This is a genomic window from Cytobacillus oceanisediminis 2691 (assembly GCF_007678455.1).
GTDB classification, from domain to species: Bacteria; Bacillota; Bacilli; order Bacillales; family Cytobacillaceae; genus Mesobacillus; species Mesobacillus oceanisediminis_A.
The window spans coordinates 706515-724909 of the sequence record NZ_VEEP01000001.1; the positions used below are offsets into that span (position 1 = coordinate 706515).

General features: G+C 43.3%; 18 protein-coding genes. 17 read left to right on the forward strand and 1 reads right to left on the reverse strand.

The window, feature by feature from the left end:
• The first annotated feature begins 55 nt into the window (after window positions 1-55).
• From FS736_RS03495 to FS736_RS03530, 8 genes are all read left to right on the forward strand, one after another.
• Window positions 56-853 carry a TIGR00282 family metallophosphoesterase gene (locus tag FS736_RS03495; RefSeq protein ID WP_144474942.1) on the forward strand — a complete coding sequence of 266 codons (798 nt, stop codon included), beginning with the start codon at window positions 56-58 and terminating at the stop codon, window positions 851-853.
• A gap of 1337 nt (window positions 854-2190) precedes the next feature.
• Window positions 2191-2451 carry a stage V sporulation protein SpoVS gene (spoVS, locus tag FS736_RS03500; protein ID WP_010193268.1) on the forward strand — a complete coding sequence of 87 codons (261 nt, stop codon included), beginning with the start codon at window positions 2191-2193 and terminating at the stop codon, window positions 2449-2451.
• 104 nt (window positions 2452-2555) lie between these two features.
• Entirely contained in the window at window positions 2556-3491 is a 936-nt protein-coding gene (locus FS736_RS03505) for a dipeptidase (RefSeq protein ID WP_144474943.1), read from the forward strand.
• A 282-nt stretch (window positions 3492-3773) separates the two neighbouring features.
• Window positions 3774-5507, forward strand: a complete 1734-nt coding sequence (locus tag FS736_RS03510) for a 2-oxoacid:acceptor oxidoreductase subunit alpha (protein WP_144474944.1) — start codon at window positions 3774-3776, stop codon at window positions 5505-5507.
• A 1-nt stretch (window position 5508) separates the two neighbouring features.
• Window positions 5509-6375 (forward strand): 2-oxoacid:ferredoxin oxidoreductase subunit beta, encoded by an 867-nt coding sequence (locus FS736_RS03515; RefSeq protein WP_144474945.1) that lies wholly within the window; start codon window positions 5509-5511, stop codon window positions 6373-6375.
• A 355-nt stretch (window positions 6376-6730) separates the two neighbouring features.
• Entirely contained in the window at window positions 6731-8275 is a 1545-nt protein-coding gene (miaB, locus tag FS736_RS03520) for a tRNA (N6-isopentenyl adenosine(37)-C2)-methylthiotransferase MiaB (protein WP_144474946.1), read from the forward strand.
• Window position 8276: 1 nt separating this feature from the next.
• The gene (locus tag FS736_RS03525; protein ID WP_144474947.1) at window positions 8277-8714 is read left to right on the forward strand and encodes a YlbF/YmcA family competence regulator; all 438 of its coding nucleotides are present in this window, start codon (window positions 8277-8279) and stop codon (window positions 8712-8714) included.
• 538 nt (window positions 8715-9252) lie between these two features.
• The gene (locus tag FS736_RS03530) at window positions 9253-9795 is read left to right on the forward strand and encodes an outer spore coat protein CotE (RefSeq protein WP_144474948.1); all 543 of its coding nucleotides are present in this window, start codon (window positions 9253-9255) and stop codon (window positions 9793-9795) included.
• Window positions 9796-9904: 109 nt separating this feature from the next.
• On the opposite strand, the gene FS736_RS03535 is transcribed toward FS736_RS03530, so the two are convergent.
• A complete protein-coding gene (locus FS736_RS03535) occupies window positions 9905-10816 on the reverse strand; it encodes a 4Fe-4S dicluster domain-containing protein (protein ID WP_144474949.1) in 912 nt (303 codons plus the stop codon).
• Window positions 10817-11125: 309 nt separating this feature from the next.
• Here FS736_RS03535 and FS736_RS03540 point away from each other — a divergent pair, with 309 nt between their 5' ends.
• From FS736_RS03540 to FS736_RS03570, 9 genes are all read left to right on the forward strand, one after another.
• Window positions 11126-11743 (forward strand): TorD/DmsD family molecular chaperone, encoded by a 618-nt coding sequence (locus tag FS736_RS03540; protein WP_186326643.1) that lies wholly within the window; start codon window positions 11126-11128, stop codon window positions 11741-11743.
• A 24-nt stretch (window positions 11744-11767) separates the two neighbouring features.
• Window positions 11768-11896, forward strand: coding sequence for a hypothetical protein (locus tag FS736_RS25050; RefSeq protein ID WP_260983510.1), 129 nt, complete (start codon window positions 11768-11770; stop codon window positions 11894-11896).
• The gene (locus tag FS736_RS03545) at window positions 11896-14091 is read left to right on the forward strand and encodes a molybdopterin-containing oxidoreductase family protein (protein ID WP_144474951.1); all 2196 of its coding nucleotides are present in this window, start codon (window positions 11896-11898) and stop codon (window positions 14089-14091) included. Before FS736_RS25050 ends, FS736_RS03545 begins: the two co-directional genes overlap by 1 nt.
• On the forward strand, window positions 14091-14627 hold the full coding sequence (locus FS736_RS03550) for a 4Fe-4S dicluster domain-containing protein (RefSeq protein WP_144474952.1): 537 nt from the start codon (window positions 14091-14093) through the stop codon (window positions 14625-14627). Before FS736_RS03545 ends, FS736_RS03550 begins: the two co-directional genes overlap by 1 nt.
• A 6-nt stretch (window positions 14628-14633) precedes the next feature.
• Complete coding sequence (gene nrfD / locus FS736_RS03555) at window positions 14634-15530, forward strand: NrfD/PsrC family molybdoenzyme membrane anchor subunit (protein WP_144474953.1); 897 nt, start codon at window positions 14634-14636, stop codon at window positions 15528-15530.
• Between the two features lie 839 nt (window positions 15531-16369).
• Complete coding sequence (locus FS736_RS03560; protein ID WP_144474954.1) at window positions 16370-16828, forward strand: NUDIX domain-containing protein; 459 nt, start codon at window positions 16370-16372, stop codon at window positions 16826-16828.
• A 188-nt stretch (window positions 16829-17016) separates the two neighbouring features.
• Complete coding sequence (locus FS736_RS24120) at window positions 17017-17160, forward strand: hypothetical protein (RefSeq protein ID WP_186326644.1); 144 nt, start codon at window positions 17017-17019, stop codon at window positions 17158-17160.
• 23 nt (window positions 17161-17183) lie between these two features.
• Complete coding sequence (locus FS736_RS03565; protein ID WP_144474955.1) at window positions 17184-17510, forward strand: hypothetical protein; 327 nt, start codon at window positions 17184-17186, stop codon at window positions 17508-17510.
• 291 nt (window positions 17511-17801) lie between these two features.
• Window positions 17802-18299 (forward strand): GNAT family N-acetyltransferase, encoded by a 498-nt coding sequence (locus FS736_RS03570; RefSeq protein WP_260983511.1) that lies wholly within the window; start codon window positions 17802-17804, stop codon window positions 18297-18299.
• The last annotated feature ends 96 nt before the right edge of the window (window positions 18300-18395 follow it).

Genomic DNA, 18395 nt, shown 5'->3' on the forward strand with positions numbered 1-18395 from the left:
ACGATGATATGATACAATTTTTATATAAATAACTTATAGGCAGGAATGAAGATTAATGAGAATTTTATTTGTAGGGGATGTTGTAGGTTCTCCAGGCAGGGATATGGTTACGGAATACCTGCCAAAGCTGAAGGGGAAATTTCGTCCGACTGTTACGATCATAAATGGTGAGAATGCAGCGAGCGGTAAAGGGATTACCGAAAAGATTTACCGGCAGTTTCTCGAGCAGGGCGCACAGGCGGTCACTCTAGGAAACCACGCATGGGATAACCGTGATATTTTTGAGTTCATCGATGGAGCTAAATATCTGGTACGGCCTGCTAATTTCCCAGAAGAAGTTCCTGGCAAAGGGATTGTTTATTTAAAAATCAACCAGGAGGAACTGGCAATAATCAATTTGCAAGGCCGAACATTCTTGACGCCAATTGATTGCCCATTTAAAAAAGCCGATGAACTGATTGAAGAAGCTAGAAAGCGCACATCCCTCATATTCGTTGATTTCCATGCAGAAGCAACTAGCGAAAAGCAGGCAATGGGATGGTATCTTGATGGAAAAGTTTCCGCCGTGGTCGGTACGCATACTCATGTCCAAACTGCAGATGAGCGAATTTTGCCTTCTGGTACAGCATATCTGACCGATGTAGGCATGACCGGTCCATATGATGGCATTTTAGGAGTAGAAAAAGAAGCAGTTCTCAGAAGGTTCATTACAAGCCTGCCAACACGTTTCGAAGTAGCCAAGGAAGGAAGGAACCAGCTATCAGCAGTATTGATCGATTTGGATAAGAAAACTGGCAAAGCAGTGAAAATCCAGAAAATCCTTATCAATGAAGACCACCCTTTTTATGAATAAGACATTAGAGTGACAATCGTGAGACTGCAGGAAAACTCATTCGAGTTTATCTGCAGTCTTTACTTATGAGCTGAATTTGGTTATTTGGAGAAGGATTAAGTTGGATGAAAGATACCCTTGTGAAGAGGTAGGAGGGTGGATAAGGGTATCATTGCTGTCGAGAAATACCCTTTTGATGGGAAAAGAGTGCGCATAAGGGTATCATTCCTGTCGAGAAATACCCTTATGACGAGAAAAGAGTGTGGATAAGGGTATCATTCTGCCTGAGAGATACCCTTATGAAGAGTGAAGAGTGCACATAAGGTCACCATTGCCTCCGAGAGACACCCTTATGAAGAGTGAAGATTGCGCATAAGGTCACCATTCCGCCAGAGAGACACCCTTATGAAGAGTGAAGAGTCCACATAAGGGTATCATTCCTGTCGAGAGATACCCTTATGACGAGAAAAGAGTGTGGATAAGGGTATCATTCTGCCTGAGAGATACCCTTATGAAGAGTGAAGAGTGCACATAAGGTCACCATTGCCTCCGAGAGACACCCTTATGAAGAGTGAAGATTGCGCATAAGGTTACCATTCCGCCAGAGAGACACCCTTATGAAGAGCTAAGAGTCCACATAAGGGCATCATTCCGCCAGAGAGACACCCTTATGAAGAGCTAAGAGTCCACATAAGGGCATCATTCCCCCAGAGAGACACCCTTATGAAGAGGCAAGAGAACGCATAAGGTCACCATTCCGCCAGAGAGATACCCTTATGAAGAGTGAAGATTGCGCATAAGGGCACCATTCCACCCGAGAGATACCCTTATGAAGAGTGAAGAGTCCACATAAGGCCACCATTCCGCCAGAGAGACACCCTTATGAAGAGGCAAGAAAACGCATAAGGGCACCATTCCGTCAGAGAGACACCCTTAAGAAGAGGCAAGAGTGCACATAAGGGCACTATTCCGCCAGAGAGACACCCTTATGAAGAGGCAAGAGTCCACATAAGGGCATCATTCCGCCAGAGAGACACCCTTATGAAGAAGAAAGAGTCAACATAAGGGTACCATTGCCCCCGAGAGGTACCCTTATGAAGAGAAAAGAGTCCGCATAAGGTCACCATTCCGCCCGAATAGCATCATAACAGGGGTGTGATCCCGGTTCTAAAGGGAATTACCATTATAAAAAAGCCTTGCCATGCAAAAAAACAGAATCAAAGTCATCACTTGCAATGCTTTTTTTAACTGAAGGTCATATGTGGGCTTCCTCCTGAATATAGTAGCAGTGGAACAGACTAACCTGGATGTCCACAAACAGGACATCTGGTACGGGACAAAATAAGGAGGAGCCAGGAATGGAGATATTAAAAGTTTCAGCAAAATCTAATCCTAATTCTGTAGCTGGTGCGCTTGCTGGAGTACTGCGCGAAAGAGGGGGCGCAGAAATTCAGGCAATTGGGGCGGGTGCATTAAATCAGGCCGTTAAGGCAGTAGCGATCGCAAGAGGGTTCGTAGCACCCAGCGGCGTTGATTTAATTTGCATCCCGGCATTTACTGATATCCTGATTGATGGCGAAGAGCGGACAGCCATTAAGTTGATTGTTGAACCCCGATAAAGTAAATATCAAACACATAAGAAATTATTGATATACTCGCCTGTTTGCATGTGCAAGCAGGTTTCTTTTATTTTCTTGTATAATGGGCACAAGGGGGAATTCTTTTGAAAATCTATGATGGACATTGTGATGTTCTCTATAAACTATTAATGGATCCGACACTTGATTATGTTAAAGCAGGGGAATTACAGGTCAATTTGGAAAAGCTGAATGCTTCAGGAACGAAAGTCCAGTTGTTCGCCATTTATGTACCCGAATCGGTCCATCCTGATTTGAAATTCGAGGCAGCACTTAGGATGGTAGATTTGTTCTATGAAAAGGTTCTATCGCCGAATCCCCAAATGAAGCTTGTGACTAACAGGGCAGAGATTAATGACCTCACTGAACAAGAAATAGGTGCTGTCCTGACTCTTGAAGGTTGTGATGCCATTGGTCAGGATTTGTTGAAGCTGCGAACGCTGTTAAGGCTTGGGGTGCGTTCCGTAGGATTGACGTGGAACTTTGGAAATTATTGCGCCGACGGGGCGTTAGAGGAACGGGGGGCAGGGCTGACGAGATTTGGCCGGCAGGTTGTCCAGCTCCTGAATGAAACGGAAACAGCCTGTGATGTCTCCCATCTATCCGAGAGGGGGTTCTGGGATGTGCTGGAAGTATCAGACCGTGTGTTTGCGTCCCATTCAAACAGTTATACGAAATGCCAGCATCCGCGGAATTTGAGGGACGAACAAATCAAAGCGCTGATCGATTTGGATTCTGTCATGGGCCTCACCTTTGTCCCGGAATTTTTATCGGGTAAAAAGGAATCGGCATCGATTGATGATATAATCCGCCATCTGGAACATGTCTGTACTCTTGGAGGAGAAAATCATGTAGGCTTCGGTTCCGATTTTGACGGTATAGAATTTACGGTGAAGAATCTATCGGGAAATGATCAATATGAGAACCTTTGGAACGAATTGCAAAAATATTATACTGATATACAAGTCCGAAAGTTTCTTTTTGACAATATGGCGTCCAAACTTCCGTTGAAAAACAGCTGAAATCAATAGACACAACAGGTTTCAGTCCCTGAATAAGAGGGCCAGAATGCAGGAAACTTAAAATATTTTAACAAATAAAAAAATATTCATATTTTCGTCAAGAATTATTCTGAAAGGGTTGCTTTTTTTTTCACATAGGTCTAGAATTGAAAGCGTTTAGTACCATCCATTTACTAGATTTGACAGGGGTTTTAGAGATACCCACTAAATTCTAGTGAATTACTTGGAAAAGTGCTACACTTAATAACGAAGCGTTTTTACATATCTAAAGGGGTGTAAGAGATGATCAATCAACTTTCATGGAAAGTTGGCGGACAGCAGGGAGAAGGAATTGAATCTACCGGGGAAATTTTCTCTATTGCTTTGAACCGTCTAGGCTACTACTTGTATGGCTACCGTCACTTTTCATCACGTATCAAGGGCGGACACACAAATAACAAGATTCGGGTAAGCACTACAGAGGTTCGATCTATTTCTGACGATTTAGATATTCTTGTAGCGTTCGATCAGGAAACGATCGATGTTAACTACAAGGAATTGCATGAGAAAGGCGTCATTTTGGCTGATGCGAAGTTTGATCCTAAAAAGCCAGAAGATACTCAAGCTGCATTGTATGCGGTTCCATTTACGGAAATAGCTACTGAACTTGGAACATCTCTTATGAAGAACATGGTCGCGATTGGTGCGACAAGTGCAATCCTTGACTTGGACATCCAGGTTTTCGAGGAAGTCGTCCAGGAAATCTTCGGACGCAAAGGACAACAGGTTGTCGATAAAAACATGGAAGCCATTAAAGCTGGCTACGAATATACGAAGGAACAATTGTCGGGCGCCGAGACGATGCAGCTTGAAAAGGCTGATGGACAGAAACGTCTGTTCATGATCGGCAATGACGCAATCGCAATGGGTGCAGTAGCAGGAGGCTGCCGCTTTATGGCTGCTTATCCAATCACGCCTGCATCAGAAATCATGGAATATCTGATCAAGAAGCTGCCGGCTCTTGGCGGAACTGTCATCCAGACAGAAGATGAAATTGCTGCTGCTACAATGGCAATCGGTGCCAACTATGGCGGAGTTCGTGCGATTACAGCATCTGCGGGTCCTGGCCTTTCTTTGAAAATGGAAGCAATCGGCCTTGCCGGAATCACTGAAACTCCGATCGTTATCGTTGATACACAGCGTGGCGGTCCATCAACAGGTCTTCCTACTAAACAGGAACAATCAGACCTTATGGCAATGATCTATGGAACGCACGGCGAAATCCCTAAGATTGTCATGGCTCCAAGTACGGTCCAGGAAGCATTCTATGATGCAGCTGAAGCATTCAACCTTGCTGAAGAGTATCAATGCCCTGTTATCGTCCTGACTGACCTTCAGCTTTCACTTGGAAAGCAAACAGTCGAGCCGCTTAATTTTGATAAAGTGGAAATCCGCCGAGGCAAGCTGGCGACAGAAGAACTTCCTGAAATTGAGAATAAAGGGTACTTCAAGCGTTATGAAGTAACTGAAGATGGTATTTCACCTCGTGTCATTCCAGGCATGAAAAACGGAATCCACCACGTTACTGGTGTTGAGCATGACGAAACAGGAAAGCCTTCAGAATCTGCTGCGAACCGCATTGCCCAAATGGATAAGCGTTTCCGCAAAATCAGCAATCTGAAGTTCGATACGCCAATCCATAAAAATGCTCCGCATGAGGAAGCTGATCTCTTAATCGTAGGTTTCAACTCTACTAGAGGTGCAATCGAAGAGGCAATGGGAAGACTGGAGAAGGATGGTTTGAAAGTAAACCATGCTCATGTACGTTTGATCCACCCATTCCCTGCCGATGAAATGATGCAGCTTGTAAATTCTGCTAAGAAAGTGGCAGTTATTGAAAACAATGCGACAGGACAACTTGCGAACATCATGAAGATGAATGTCGGAGGACACGAGAAGATCCACAAGATCCTCAAGTATGACGGAAATCCGTTCTTGCCGCAGGAAGTCCACACAAAATGCAAGGAGTTGTTCTAGGATGGCGACTTTTAAAGAATTTCGCAATAATGTAAAACCAAACTGGTGCCCAGGCTGCGGAGACTTCTCTGTACAGGCAGCGATGCAGCGTGCTGCTGCTAACGTTGGTCTTGAACCCGAAGATCTGGCCGTCATTTCAGGTATTGGCTGTTCTGGCCGTATCTCTGGATATATCAATTCTTACGGTTTCCACGGAATCCATGGCCGCTCACTTCCAATCGCACAAGGTGTGAAGATGGCGAACCGTGATTTAACGGTTATCGCTTCCGGTGGTGACGGGGACGGTTTCGCGATCGGTATGGGACATACTGTCCATGCGATCCGCCGTAACATCAATATCACTTACATTGTCATGGACAACCAGATTTATGGTCTGACAAAGGGACAAACTTCTCCGCGTTCGGCAGCTGGATTCAAGACAAAATCAACACCTGCTGGTTCCATCGAGCAAGCTATTTCCCCTATGGAACTGGCTTTGACAGCTGGTGCTACTTTTGTGGCACAAAGTTTCTCAACTGACCTGAAAGACTTAACTGCCCTGATTGAAGCAGGTATTAAGCATGAAGGTTTCTCGCTGATCAATGTCTTCAGCCCTTGTGTAACTTACAACAAGGTAAACACATATGACTGGTTCAAGGAAAACTTGACAAAGCTGAGCGACATTGAAGGTTATGACCCGTCAAATCGTGAAGCGGCTATGCAGACTTTGATGGAACATAAAGGTTTGGTTACTGGCCTAATCTATCAAAATACAGAGCAAAAATCTTATCAGGATCTGGTTAGCGGTTATTCTGAAACTCCGCTTTCAAAAGCAGACCTTAAGCTTGACCAGGCTCATTTTGATAAGCTTGTTGCTGAATTCATGTAATAAATCTGCACATTGCAATAAAACCCCAATCATCATGGATTGGGGTTTTATTTTTCAGTAAGAGTATGAAACTGAAAACTTGCGAAATGATTTATAGTGATAAGTATCACTACTATAATGACAGTTATAAGGTAATATGATTGAGTCGGTTTTTTTTACCGTGAATGCTGTATTTCCAATGCATACTATTGTTTTCATTGAATCAAGAGTTTATACTATTATAATGTGTATATTTAATAATTTCAGGGTAAAATATCGCCCTTTTTGCAAGTAGAATGCAGTTCAGTATGCTTCCCAGGAAAAATTACCGGGAATCTATGCTGCCTGCAAGCTTTCTATTGAAAGGAGATCTGTCATGAACGAAAATCAACGCCTGGAAGGACAGCAAGTACAAACTGAAAATTCTTCGGACAAAAAATCCAGCAAGGATTATAGCAAGTACTTTGAAACAGTATATACTGCTCCTTCTTTGAAGGATGCGAAAAAGCGCGGAAAAGAAGAGGTAAAGTACCATAAGGACTTCGACATCCCACAAGAATTCATCGGGATGGGAAAAGGCCGCAAATTCTATATCCGTACGTATGGGTGCCAGATGAACGAACATGACACTGAGGTCATGGCTGGTATTTTCCTTGGGTTAGGCTATGAGCCTACTGACAGTGTCGAGGATGCGAATGTCATCCTGCTGAATACATGCGCAATCCGGGAAAACGCTGAAAACAAGGTGTTCGGTGAACTTGGTCATTTAAAGCATCTGAAACGTGAAAAACCGGATCTGCTTTTGGGTGTATGCGGCTGTATGTCACAGGAAGAATCTGTCGTCAATAAAATCCTGAAAACCTATAACCAGGTTGATATGATTTTTGGTACGCATAATATCCATCGCCTGCCGAATATTCTCCAGGAAGCATACATGTCCAAAGAGATGGTCGTGGAAGTTTGGTCCAAGGAAGGGGATGTCATTGAAAACCTTCCTAAGGTACGCCGCGGCAATATCAAGGCATGGGTTAACATTATGTATGGCTGCGATAAATTCTGCACATACTGCATCGTTCCTTATACACGGGGCAAAGAGCGAAGCCGCCGTCCGGAAGATATCATCCAGGAAGTACGCCAGCTTGCGGCACAGGGCTATCAGGAAATTACCCTGCTGGGCCAGAATGTAAACGCATATGGAAAAGACTTCTCAGATATTAAATACGGACTGGGAGACCTGATGGATGAAATCCGTAAAATCGATATCCCGAGGATTCGATTCACTACGAGCCATCCACGTGACTTCGATGATCACTTGATAGAAGTCCTGGCAAAAGGCGGAAACCTGATGGACCATATCCATCTTCCTGTGCAATCAGGTTCTACCGATGTATTGAAAATCATGGCCAGGAAGTATACGCGTGAACAATATCTTGAACTTGTACGCAAGATTAAGGCAGCCATTCCGAATGCCACTTTGACAACGGATATCATCGTCGGATATCCGAATGAAACGGATGAACAATTCGAGGAGACATTGTCACTCGTCCGTGAGGTTGGCTATGAATCAGCGTATACCTTCATCTACTCTCCAAGAGAGGGAACTCCAGCAGCGAAAATGCAGGATAATGTTCCTATGGAAGTGAAAAAGGAGCGTCTTCAGCGTCTGAATGCACTTGTGAATGAACAGTCTGCCCAGTCGATGAAGAAGTATCAAGATCAGATTGTTGAGGTACTGGTCGAAGGCGAAAGCAAAAACAATCCGGATGTACTTGCGGGATATACAAGCAAGTTGAAGCTCGTCAATTTCGTAGCTCCTAAGTCGGCAATCGGCAAAATCGTCAAAGTAAAGATCACAGATGCAAAAACATGGTCTTTAAACGGGGAAATGGTAGAAGAAAACGAACCAGTTGAGGTGAAGTAAGTTGGCAAAATACAATAAAGATGACATTATCGAACGTTCAAGAGAAATCGCACGAATGATTGCTGAAACAGAAGAAGTGGACTTTTTTAAGCGTGCTGAAGCACAAATTCATGAGAATGAAAAAGTAAGAACGCTTATTTCTTCTATAAAAGGTCTTCAAAAACAAGCTGTAAACTTCCAGCATTACGGAAAAACAGAAGCTTTGAAAAAGACCGAGGAAAAAATCGCTTCCTTAGAAGCGCAGCTTGACGCAATTCCGGTAGTACAGGAATTCAAGCAATCCCAGATCGATGTAAATGACTTGCTGCAGATGGTCGCAACGACTATTTCTAATACTGTTACAGATGAAATCGTTGTATCAACCGGAGGAGATATCCTCCGCGGCGAAACCGGCGCTTCACTCCAGAACGGAGCAAGCTGCCACACCCACGAACATTAAATCACTAGTTTAAAACAAGGCACCTGTTTATAGCAGGTGTCTTTTTTATGGAAAAGGCTCTGTTAAACAGGACAGTTAATATGCGTTCCAGGTGCTTCGCTTTCCGCGTGGATGGGGTTAGCTGAGCTGCTTCTGCAGGGTCTCACATGACCAGCTGCGCCCGCAGGACAATGAGAACCTTCCTCGAACTCGCCAACGCATGAGGAAAAATTCGGAGGAGTCTACGCGCCTTCCACTACATACAATCAACAGGTGTAATACCAATATTGAACTTTAACAGAGCCATGCGAAAAAGAGCTTTCCGTCTACAAGTGCAAAACATTATTTTGCTTTCTTTTTCAGGTTTCTCACTATAAATGGACTCCAGTGAATGCTCAAATGAATTACCCATCATCTTTCATCAATCGGGAACATTCATCGCCTGTGGGCATACAATGAACTATGCCTAAATTTTTAACAGCGGTTCTAAAATTAATCGCACACTAGTCTAATATCACGCATAGGATGAATTGAAAAAGATTGAGGAGGTTTCGCTCGCATGGGAGATTACAGAGAGATTATCACGAAAGCCGTCGTAGCGAAAGGACGTAAATTCACACAGTCCAATCATACGATCAACCCAGCGCATCATCCAAGCAGCATTCTTGGCGCTTGGGTCATAAACCATAAGTACAAGGCAAAGAAAGTAGGGAAAGTGGTTGAGGTAAACGGGTCCTACGAAGCCAACATCTGGTACTCCTTTGATGATAATACAAAAACAGAAGTAGTCACGGAGAAAGTAACTTACTGCGATGTCATCAAGCTTAAGTACCGTGATCCAGATTGCATGGATGACCATGATGTGCTCGTTGAAGTCCTTCAGCAGCCTAACTGCATCGAAGCGGTCATTTCGCCAAATGGCAACAAAATCATCGTTCACGTCGAAAGGGAATTCCTGGTCGAAGTCATCGGTGAAACCAAGGTTTGTGTCGTCACTCACCCAGGCGGATGTGACTGTGACGAGGACGAGTGGGGTCACGGAGTCGATGACGATGAATTTGAAGACTTGAACCCAGACTTCCTGCTTGGTGAGGAAGAATAACATCGAACTAGGAAGCTTCTACTTCCTAGTTTTTTTTTACGCAATAAACAGGCAGCAGCTACCCTGTAAGGTAACCCGGGGTCGCTGCTGCCTGTTTTCGTTCATGTATTTATAAGAAGAAATTCGGTTTTTCAACAGAGCTGCAAATTGGACATAATTCTGCTGCTCTCCAGGAATGGAAGGGAGTATGGCATTTTTGGCAGTTAGTTTTGATGACCGGGAATCTCTCTTCATCACTTTTATGGACTTTAGGGAAGATTTGCACTGATTTTTCTCTGCATATGTCACTGCAAAGACGGCAGCCGCTGCAGTTATGATCCGTAAGTTTCAATGAATCATCAACAAGGCGGAATACATCAGAGGGACAAATCGCAAAACATGCCTCGCATAATGTACAATCCTCTTGATTCAACTTTACCTCATAAAATGACCAACCTTTAAAAAGGTTCGAGGTTTTGAAGCTGCTTTCATTGAACCGCCATTTGATTGGAGTCATAGAAGAAAGAACGGTCTTTTTGCTGTCTGAAGTAAGCTTGGCAAAAAAGGCACGTCTTGATATCAGGAGCTGATCTCCTATATCTAATTCAACTTTATTTACGAGGGATAGTGGCTCAAATTCCATTTTCGCGAGCAGTTCATTTGTCCGCTTGACTTTCTCCTTTAGCTCCTCGCACATCAATGGATCATGGACGCGCCGTATTCCTTTCTTATGATAATAAAGAAGTTCAGTGACAGTAGGTAAAGCAGAACCATCCTCCAATAAAATATGATTTTGGATGATTCTCCTTGGTGGTGACTGTCCTTTAATCGCCTGTACCGGGCAAATCGTGATACAGACACCACAAGTCGTGCATGATTGTTTGCTAATATTTATTTCGCCATTTTCCACACGTATGGCTTCTGTGGGGCATTCGTCTATGCAGGCTGTACAGGAACTCATGTGACTGATTTTTCTTGTACAGGAGGAGGAAATCTCCAATTCATAACTCAAGCTTTCAATCCAATTGCCAATCAGCGACATTGAAGGTCACCTCAACATTCATTTTTACTACACTACCATTCTACGATTAAAGTCTTTTAAAAAAGTCGTGTTCGCCAGAAATTCATATAGATGTTAAGGAATGTTCACAAAACCTCTAGCACAAATATAGAAAAAAAGCAGGTTAGAGCGGACTTAGCACAGTGTATGGCGGGAAGGTCAATGAAAATCTTCCAGTCTTATTAGGTGAAATCCTTCACATACTAAAAGGCTATTCTCCACAGAATGTTTGTTGTTTCACAAACTTGCTTGAAATATAGTGAAGATGTAATCGAAAGGTGGTGTAACCAGATGATTGAGTCAATCGAAAAGAGAGCCGGAACTGCGGTGGTTTTTAACATTATTGCAGACTTATATAAGCCGCCTGTTTTGGAGACCTGGAAAGAGATGGAGCAAAACCATTTACTGAAAAGGCTAGAGTTACTGGCCAGGGATTTATATGGTTTTGAATCTTCATTAGACGGGATCTTGCCTGATGACTTTGAACAATTATGCAAAATACATAAAAAGGCGATCGGGTCAGCAGAAGAGAAAGCCGTCCTTCCGATAGAGTCGCTATATAAACCGTGGACCCAGGATGAAACTTGTACTCTTCCATTTGCTCGGGAAAAAGGCTACCTGCAAGGTGATCCGGCCCTGCACATTACCTTCCTCTTAAATGAACTGAAAATGGAAATTCCAATGCAGTACAAAGGCATTCCCGATCATATATCCATTCTGCTTGAGCTGGCAGCATACTTCATCGAACATGCTCCTGAAAAATTCAGCAGAGAGTTCATTGAGGATCACCTGGACTGGCTGAGTGAATTTGAAATAAAACTTAAAGAAAAATCGATCCATTCTTTCTATGAAGGGATTACTCGTTTATTAATAAAAGTTATTGAAGCGCAGCAGAAAATGGATAATTAAAAAGGTCTGCAACATAAGGTGGTGATGCTTTCGGTGCGAGCAATGAGACGATTGCAAAGAGGGAAGGCTGGGTTTGATCTGTTCAAGGTTTGTGAAGCAGCCTGCCTGACTGAAGGCGGAAAAGGGTCAAGAGAAAAAGGAGGGCTAGTATAATGCTAGAAACAAAACTATCAAGGCGGCGATTCATAAAAGCTTCTGCCGCGACAGCTGCCCTGGCATCTGCGGGGACTGTTGGCTTTAATGAATGGTCTAAAGAATATGTAAAAGCTAGTGCTAACGCGGAAATTAAAGAAATTCCCAGTACATGCAATGCATGCTCCAGCAAATGCGGAATGGTTGGCCACATCAAGAATGGGCGTTTATGGAAGCTTACCGGGCATCCAGACCATCCATATTCCAAAGGAAAGCTTTGCGCCAGAGGACATGGGTATGCGACGGTTGTTTATTCTCAAGACAGGCTGACCCAGCCGCTGAAACGGGATGGAAAGAATAACTTCGAGCCCATTACCTGGGAGCAGGCTTATAAAGAAATTGCTGAAAAATTAAATAAGATCATCAAAGAGCATGGTCCCGAGGCGGTGGCGCTCACAGAAGACCCAAGAGCTACAGGAAAGTTCTATTCTCCACGATTTATTAATGCGCTGGGCTCGGCCAATTATTATACACATCATGTCGTTTGTTCAAATTCAAGAGATGCGGGTTTTCTTCATACAGTCGGAGTGACTGCTACCAGTGCGGACATCAGCAATGCAAAATATATTATGTTCATTGGCAGAAGCTACGGCGATGGAATCCGTCCGAGTTCGGTCCAGTCTTTGGCAGCTGCACGGGACAATGGAGCAAAGATTGTCATCGTGGATCCGCGATTGAATAACACGGGCAATCTCGCTACTGAGTGGCTGGCCATTCGTCCAGGTACTGACCTTGCCCTCGTGCTGGCAATGTCACATGTTCTTATCAAGGAAAACCTTCATGATTTGGATTTTATTAAAAAGTATACAGTTGGTTTTGAAGCGTATGCCAAAGAATTGGTAAAATACACTCCGCAATGGGCAGAGGGTATCACGGGTATTCCAGCTGCAGATATCACCCGTATTGCAATTGATATGGGGAAAGCAAAACCAAAAGCCCTGATTGAACAATCTTGGAGAGGCGCATTTGGCTGCAACTATGAAAATAGCACAGAAACCGGCCGCGCCGTCGCCATGTTCAATGCTTTACTGGGTAATTACCAGCAAAAAGGCGGAAGTATCTTTGGAGCTAAACCCCACCTGGGCAAATTAGATGAGGTGAAATATCCAAACCCGAAAGAACCAGAGTCACCAAAGGCAGGCAAAAAGGAATTCCCTCTTGCCTACCAGGGTAGCGGTGTCGCAACAATAGTTGCGAAAGAAGCACTGGAAGGCAAAATGAAGGCGGCTATTTACTACCATTCCAATGCTGCCCTTGGCTATGGGAATCCAAAAGTGATGAAAGAAGCATTTTCAAAAATGGATTTGGTTGTAGCCATTGATGTCCAAATGTCTGAAACGGCTCAATTGGCCCATTATGTTCTTCCGGAAGTCACCTATATCGAGCGTGATGAGGTCATTGAAGAGTTATCCGGTAAAGTACCGGGAATCGCCTTAAGACAGCAGATGGTTGATAAAGTCCATCCTAAGACAAAGCCAATCCATGAGATTTATACAGAGTTGGCAAAAGCGTGCGGTGTAGGCCAATATTTCAATTTCACTCTGGATGAGTTGAACGAAGCAATGCTTGCACCGACAGGAATAACCTATAAGCAGCTGAGGGAAAAAGGCACTATCATGTTCCCTGCTGAGGAAATTACGATAGGGGAAATGCCGAAAGTAAAGACACCATCTGGAAAAATTGAATTCTACAGTGAAACGTATAAGGAAGCCGGTTTTAACCCAATTGTCGAATGGATCGAGCCAAAAGTTAGTCCTGCAGATGATTCTTTCCGGTTAATCACAGGAAAACAGGCAATCCACAGCCATACACAAACTGCGAATATCCCCATATTGATGCAGATTACTAAAGATTATGATTTAGAAAGAATCTGGATCAACCCAGTTCGTGCCAAAGCGCTGGGAATAAAGGATGGGGATATGGTGGAAGTGAAATCCAGTGAAGCCACCAGCAAAATCCGTGTTAAAGTAACTGAGAGGATCCATCCGGAAGCAATCTTTGTTCCAAGCCACTATGGGATCACATCCAAGGATTTAAAGACCGGATACGGTGTGGGCTTTGGCTACATGGAACATGTACCCTTCGATTTTGAAAAATGGAGCGGAGCAGGAAATATCCACGAAGTAATCGTGAAGGTTAGGAAGGTGAATGGCTGATGGCACGCTATGGAATGGTGATAGACACAAGAAAATGCGTCGGCTGTTACGCATGCCGGGTGAGCTGCCAGATGCAGAATGAACTTCCGGTGGAAGAGTCCTTTATTAAATTTTACGAAAAAGAAACGGGCGTTTTCCCGAACGTAAAGAACGAAATCGTCCCTGTGCAATGTCAGCATTGCGAGGATGCACCATGTGTAAGTGTCTGCCCGACCAAGGCTACCTACACAACAGAAGAAGGCATCGTACTTGTAGACTCAGAAAAATGTATAGGCTGCAAATATTGTATGGTTGCTTGCCATTACGGTGCAAGAACACAGAATCACGAGACGGGAGTAGTGGAAAAATGCCGTTTCTGTTCCGAACTTGTGGCGGAAGGAAAACAGCCGGCCTGTGTCACAACATGCATTAGCAATGCCCGGATTTTCGGTGACCTTGATGATCCGAGCAGTGAAGTATCAAAGGCGATTGTAAAATTAAATGCCCAGCCTTTGAGACCGGATTTAGGAAAGGCAAAAATTTATTACGTGAGGTGATTATAAATGGTTTGGGGAACTATTATCGCAGCTTATTTATTCCTTGCCGGGCTGAGTGCAGGGGCGTTCTTAACCTCTTCCTATGCAGCAAGAAAATATCCTGATGCTGTTGCCGTCCGTTTTGCTGGCAGACTGATCAGTCCAATCCTGATGGGGATCGGTCTATTGCTTCTCATTGTCGATGCAGAGGCAGGATTGAAAGATCCATTGCGCTTCATCTATTTGTTCACGAATTTCAATTCAGTCATGACCATTGGGACTTATTTCATCAGCTTCTTTATGATGGCTGCAGCCTACATGGCCGTGATGGAATTGTTGAAAAAAGAAACAAACAAAATAATCGAATACGTCGGCATGGTTTTTGCTGTTGCAACAGCAATTTATACAGGCTTCCTAATTGGTGTCATTGGTGCTGTACCACTTTGGAACACGGCCATTTTGCCTATCCTGTTTGTTGTTTCTGCCTTCTCAACAGGGATTGCCGGGACGATGCTTGCGGCATCGATAATGGATAAAAAAGTCATCCATCATGTGATGTCCATCAAAAAAATTCACCTATCGCTGCTGATTGCTGAAGTCTTCCTGATATTCACAATGTTCTTGATCACATCTTCAACCAATGAATCGGCTGCCCAATCGGTATCCATGCTGCTGACTGGCGAATACAGCACAATTTTTTGGGTCGGCTTGATTGCAATAGGGCTGATTGTGCCAATCATCATCGAAGGTCTGGAGTTATTTAACTTCAAAAAGCTGAACACCAGCCGCGCAGGACTGGAAGTTGCAGCCGGAGGTACAAGCGGGATTGCCGCAACCCTCATAACCGAAAGCGCAGTTCTTACCGGAGGCTTCATCCTTCGTTATCTATTGCTAGCCGCAGCAGTACCTGTCATCTTTTTATAAGAACAAAACGAATCAGCGTGAAATCTTGATATAAGATTTCACGCTTTTTAATTTGTCTTTTTCTCGGACAAAACCTAGGCATAATTAGCTGGAAATGTCTGAAGTAGGTCCATGTTCGGTCAAGACTTATGCATCACCAGCTGAAAATGTCTGAAGTGGGGTCGTGTTCGGACAAAAGCCTGGCGTCAGCAGCTATAAATGTCCGAAGTGGGGTAGTCTTCGGACAAAAGTCCGGCGTTAGCAACTCGAAATGTCAGAAGTAGGTCCATGTTCGGACAAAACTCAGGCATCAGCAGCTGGAAATGTCTGAAGTAGGTCCATGTTCGGACAAAACTCAGGCATCACCAGCTGGAAATGTCTGAAGTGGGGTCGTGTTCGGACAAAAGCCTGGCGTCAGCAGCTGGTAATGTCTGAAGGAGGGTCGTGTTCGGACAAAAGCCTGGCTTCAGAACCTCGAAATGTCTGAAATAGGAGTATGTTCGGACAAAACTCAGGCATCAGCAGCATGAAATGTCTGAAGTAGGAGTATGTTCGGACAAAACTCAGGCATCAGCAGCTGGAAATGTCTGAAGTAGGACCATGTTCGGACAAAAGCCTGGCTTCAGCAACTCGAAATGTGTAAAGTAGGAGCGTGTTCAGACAACAAAACCATGCGGTCAACATCCGAAAATGTCTGAACTATAATCGTGTTCAAAAAAACTCCCGATTGCAGAAGAATTATCACCTTAAAAAACCAATAATTAAGCTGAATCCTTATCGATGTTCAACTTGTTGACATTAAAAGGGATTTCCAGCGATAATGTCATAAAATGCACCTGATAAACTGAGAGGATAAGAAAATGATAATCTTTGGAAAAAAGGAAGCAGACATCAGTTACAAATGGAGACCAGGTGTTTATGGATTGATTTTTAATGAAAAGAATCAAATCGCCTTGATCCGGACTGATGAGGGTAAGTATTTCCTTCCAGGTGGCGGCATGGAAGATTATGAAACTCACCAGGAATGTCTCGTTAGGGAAGGTATAGAAGAAACCGCCCTGATTCTTACAGTCGGTGAATGGATTGGCAAAGCGAAGCAATATTTTTATTCGGAAAATGATCAACAACATTATTTGTCCGAAGGAGATTTCTATTTAGCTCATATTGCGGGAAAAGCCGATGGGCCTGCTGAACTAGACCACCACTTGGAATGGATCGAATTGGACGCAGCTATTGAAAAACTATTTCATGAGCACCAGCGCTGGGCTGTCCGAAAAGTTTTGAAGCTGGCTAAGAATCACCATCTGCATTCTATTTAATGAATATGGTGAAAGAAGGAGAATCCGTGCCATTTGGGAAAATCAAATGACCCAAATTACCTCTTTTCTTTCACACCTGCTTAATGGTAATGTTAGCTTAATCACCTTTTCCTTACATAAAAATAGTTTGATGGAAGCATTTAGTGGGAAAATATTTCATAGAACAGCAAAGAATAATGAGGGTGATTATGGATATCAACTATGAATTTCAGATCTTCCACGAAGAATTAAGAAAGCTGAAAAAAGATTTTCAGCGTTGTGAAGATGTGACAATAAAGAAATCAATTGCCAATGACATTGAACTTTTGGAAAATGCGCTTAAAGCGATCTGAAAAAATGAAGCAGGAGATTTACTATGAATAGACAAATAACTGATCCAGAATTCCTTTCTTTCTGTGAAACTGCCAAACCGATCGAAGTAGTTGAAAAGATCACTGATCATAACATCCGTGGGCTTGAGAATATTGCGCTACGTTCGATTTCGACTCGGAACAAGCTTCCGGCAAATGTTGTGAACCTTTTGGTGGCCTATTTTTACAGCCACTATGGGAATCAGGTGTATAATCGGAATGATCTGGCACGGCTTTATGATTACTGGGCCTCAAAGGATGTCAGGACAATGGCCAAAGCTTCTGAAATGGTCCAGGAGGATATTGAGGAAGTCCTTAAATCATTGAAATAGCCCAATTTATGAACAGGCTGATAGCAGCCTGTTTTTTTTTGGAGGAAAATCACATTTCATCGCGAAATCTTATACAAAGGCTGTATTCGTAAAGATTGTTGTTAAAATCCTAAAGCCGATTTTAACGTGATAAAAGCCATTTTGTTGGTCGGGACTAAGTTGGCAAGCTCTTTTCTCATATTAAGCGTGAATTTTGTGAAGAAACTTAGGTAGTTCCATCCTAATTTGTATTCAATAGCAACAATGTTTGAGAAAAGAGCCTATACAAAAGATTGAAAGCAGGGTGGTATTTTGCTCAAGGAATCTCAGATAAAAATAGCCGGAAATGATGACGGTCAAAAGGTGGTCCAGTTTTTAAAGCGAATCGCACAGTGGATGAAGGACAATGATATCAATCAGTGGCGATACCTTCTTAGTGGCGGGGATGATGAAGAAATCCTGCATGCGGTAAAGAAGATGGAAACTTATATCGTTTTGAATGGAGATGAAGTGATTGCTACCTTTACTATTTCGGAAGACCAGAGTGAATGGGATCATCATATCTTTGGTGTAGATTTCGCCCGGGATTCACTTTATTTGCACAGATTGGCCATTTCTCCAGAATTGATAGGAACTGGTGTGGGAAGCGAACTATTGGACTGGATTCATCAACACATATCAACAGACAAATCCTTCCTCAAATTAGATTGCGTTTCGGATAACAGGAAATTGAACAAGTTTTATATAGACAACGGTTTTGAATATTTGGGCGAAACGGATCATCATAGCAAATACCAAAAAAAATTATAAAGATGAATCAGAGGACTCTATGCGGGTCTTTTTTTTATACAGCAATGGGAAGATGTCACTCAATGTTAATAAACAAAACATTTTACCCGCAAAAAC

Excerpts from the sequence above, each read along its gene's own strand:
- FS736_RS03510 (WP_144474944.1), top strand. The coding sequence starts at position 3,774 with ATGATCAATCAACTTTCATGGAAAGTTGGCGGACAGCAGGGAGAAGGA.
- FS736_RS03545 (WP_144474951.1), top strand. The coding sequence starts at position 11,896 with ATGCTAGAAACAAAACTATCAAGGCGGCGATTCATAAAAGCTTCTGCC.
- miaB (WP_144474946.1), top strand. The coding sequence starts at position 6,731 with ATGAACGAAAATCAACGCCTGGAAGGACAGCAAGTACAAACTGAAAAT.
- spoVS (WP_010193268.1), top strand. The coding sequence starts at position 2,191 with ATGGAGATATTAAAAGTTTCAGCAAAATCTAATCCTAATTCTGTAGCT.
- nrfD (WP_144474953.1), top strand. The coding sequence starts at position 14,634 with ATGGTTTGGGGAACTATTATCGCAGCTTATTTATTCCTTGCCGGGCTG.
- FS736_RS03550 (WP_144474952.1), top strand. The coding sequence starts at position 14,091 with ATGGCACGCTATGGAATGGTGATAGACACAAGAAAATGCGTCGGCTGT.
- FS736_RS25050 (WP_260983510.1), top strand. The coding sequence starts at position 11,768 with ATGCTTTCGGTGCGAGCAATGAGACGATTGCAAAGAGGGAAGGCTGGG.
- FS736_RS03560 (WP_144474954.1), top strand. The coding sequence starts at position 16,370 with ATGATAATCTTTGGAAAAAAGGAAGCAGACATCAGTTACAAATGGAGA.
- FS736_RS03535 (WP_144474949.1), bottom strand. The coding sequence starts at position 10,816 with ATGTCGCTGATTGGCAATTGGATTGAAAGCTTGAGTTATGAATTGGAG.
- FS736_RS03565 (WP_144474955.1), top strand. The coding sequence starts at position 17,184 with ATGAATAGACAAATAACTGATCCAGAATTCCTTTCTTTCTGTGAAACT.
- FS736_RS03515 (WP_144474945.1), top strand. The coding sequence starts at position 5,509 with ATGGCGACTTTTAAAGAATTTCGCAATAATGTAAAACCAAACTGGTGC.
- FS736_RS03495 (WP_144474942.1), top strand. The coding sequence starts at position 56 with ATGAGAATTTTATTTGTAGGGGATGTTGTAGGTTCTCCAGGCAGGGAT.
- FS736_RS03530 (WP_144474948.1), top strand. The coding sequence starts at position 9,253 with ATGGGAGATTACAGAGAGATTATCACGAAAGCCGTCGTAGCGAAAGGA.
- FS736_RS03540 (WP_186326643.1), top strand. The coding sequence starts at position 11,126 with ATGATTGAGTCAATCGAAAAGAGAGCCGGAACTGCGGTGGTTTTTAAC.
- FS736_RS24120 (WP_186326644.1), top strand. The coding sequence starts at position 17,017 with ATGGATATCAACTATGAATTTCAGATCTTCCACGAAGAATTAAGAAAG.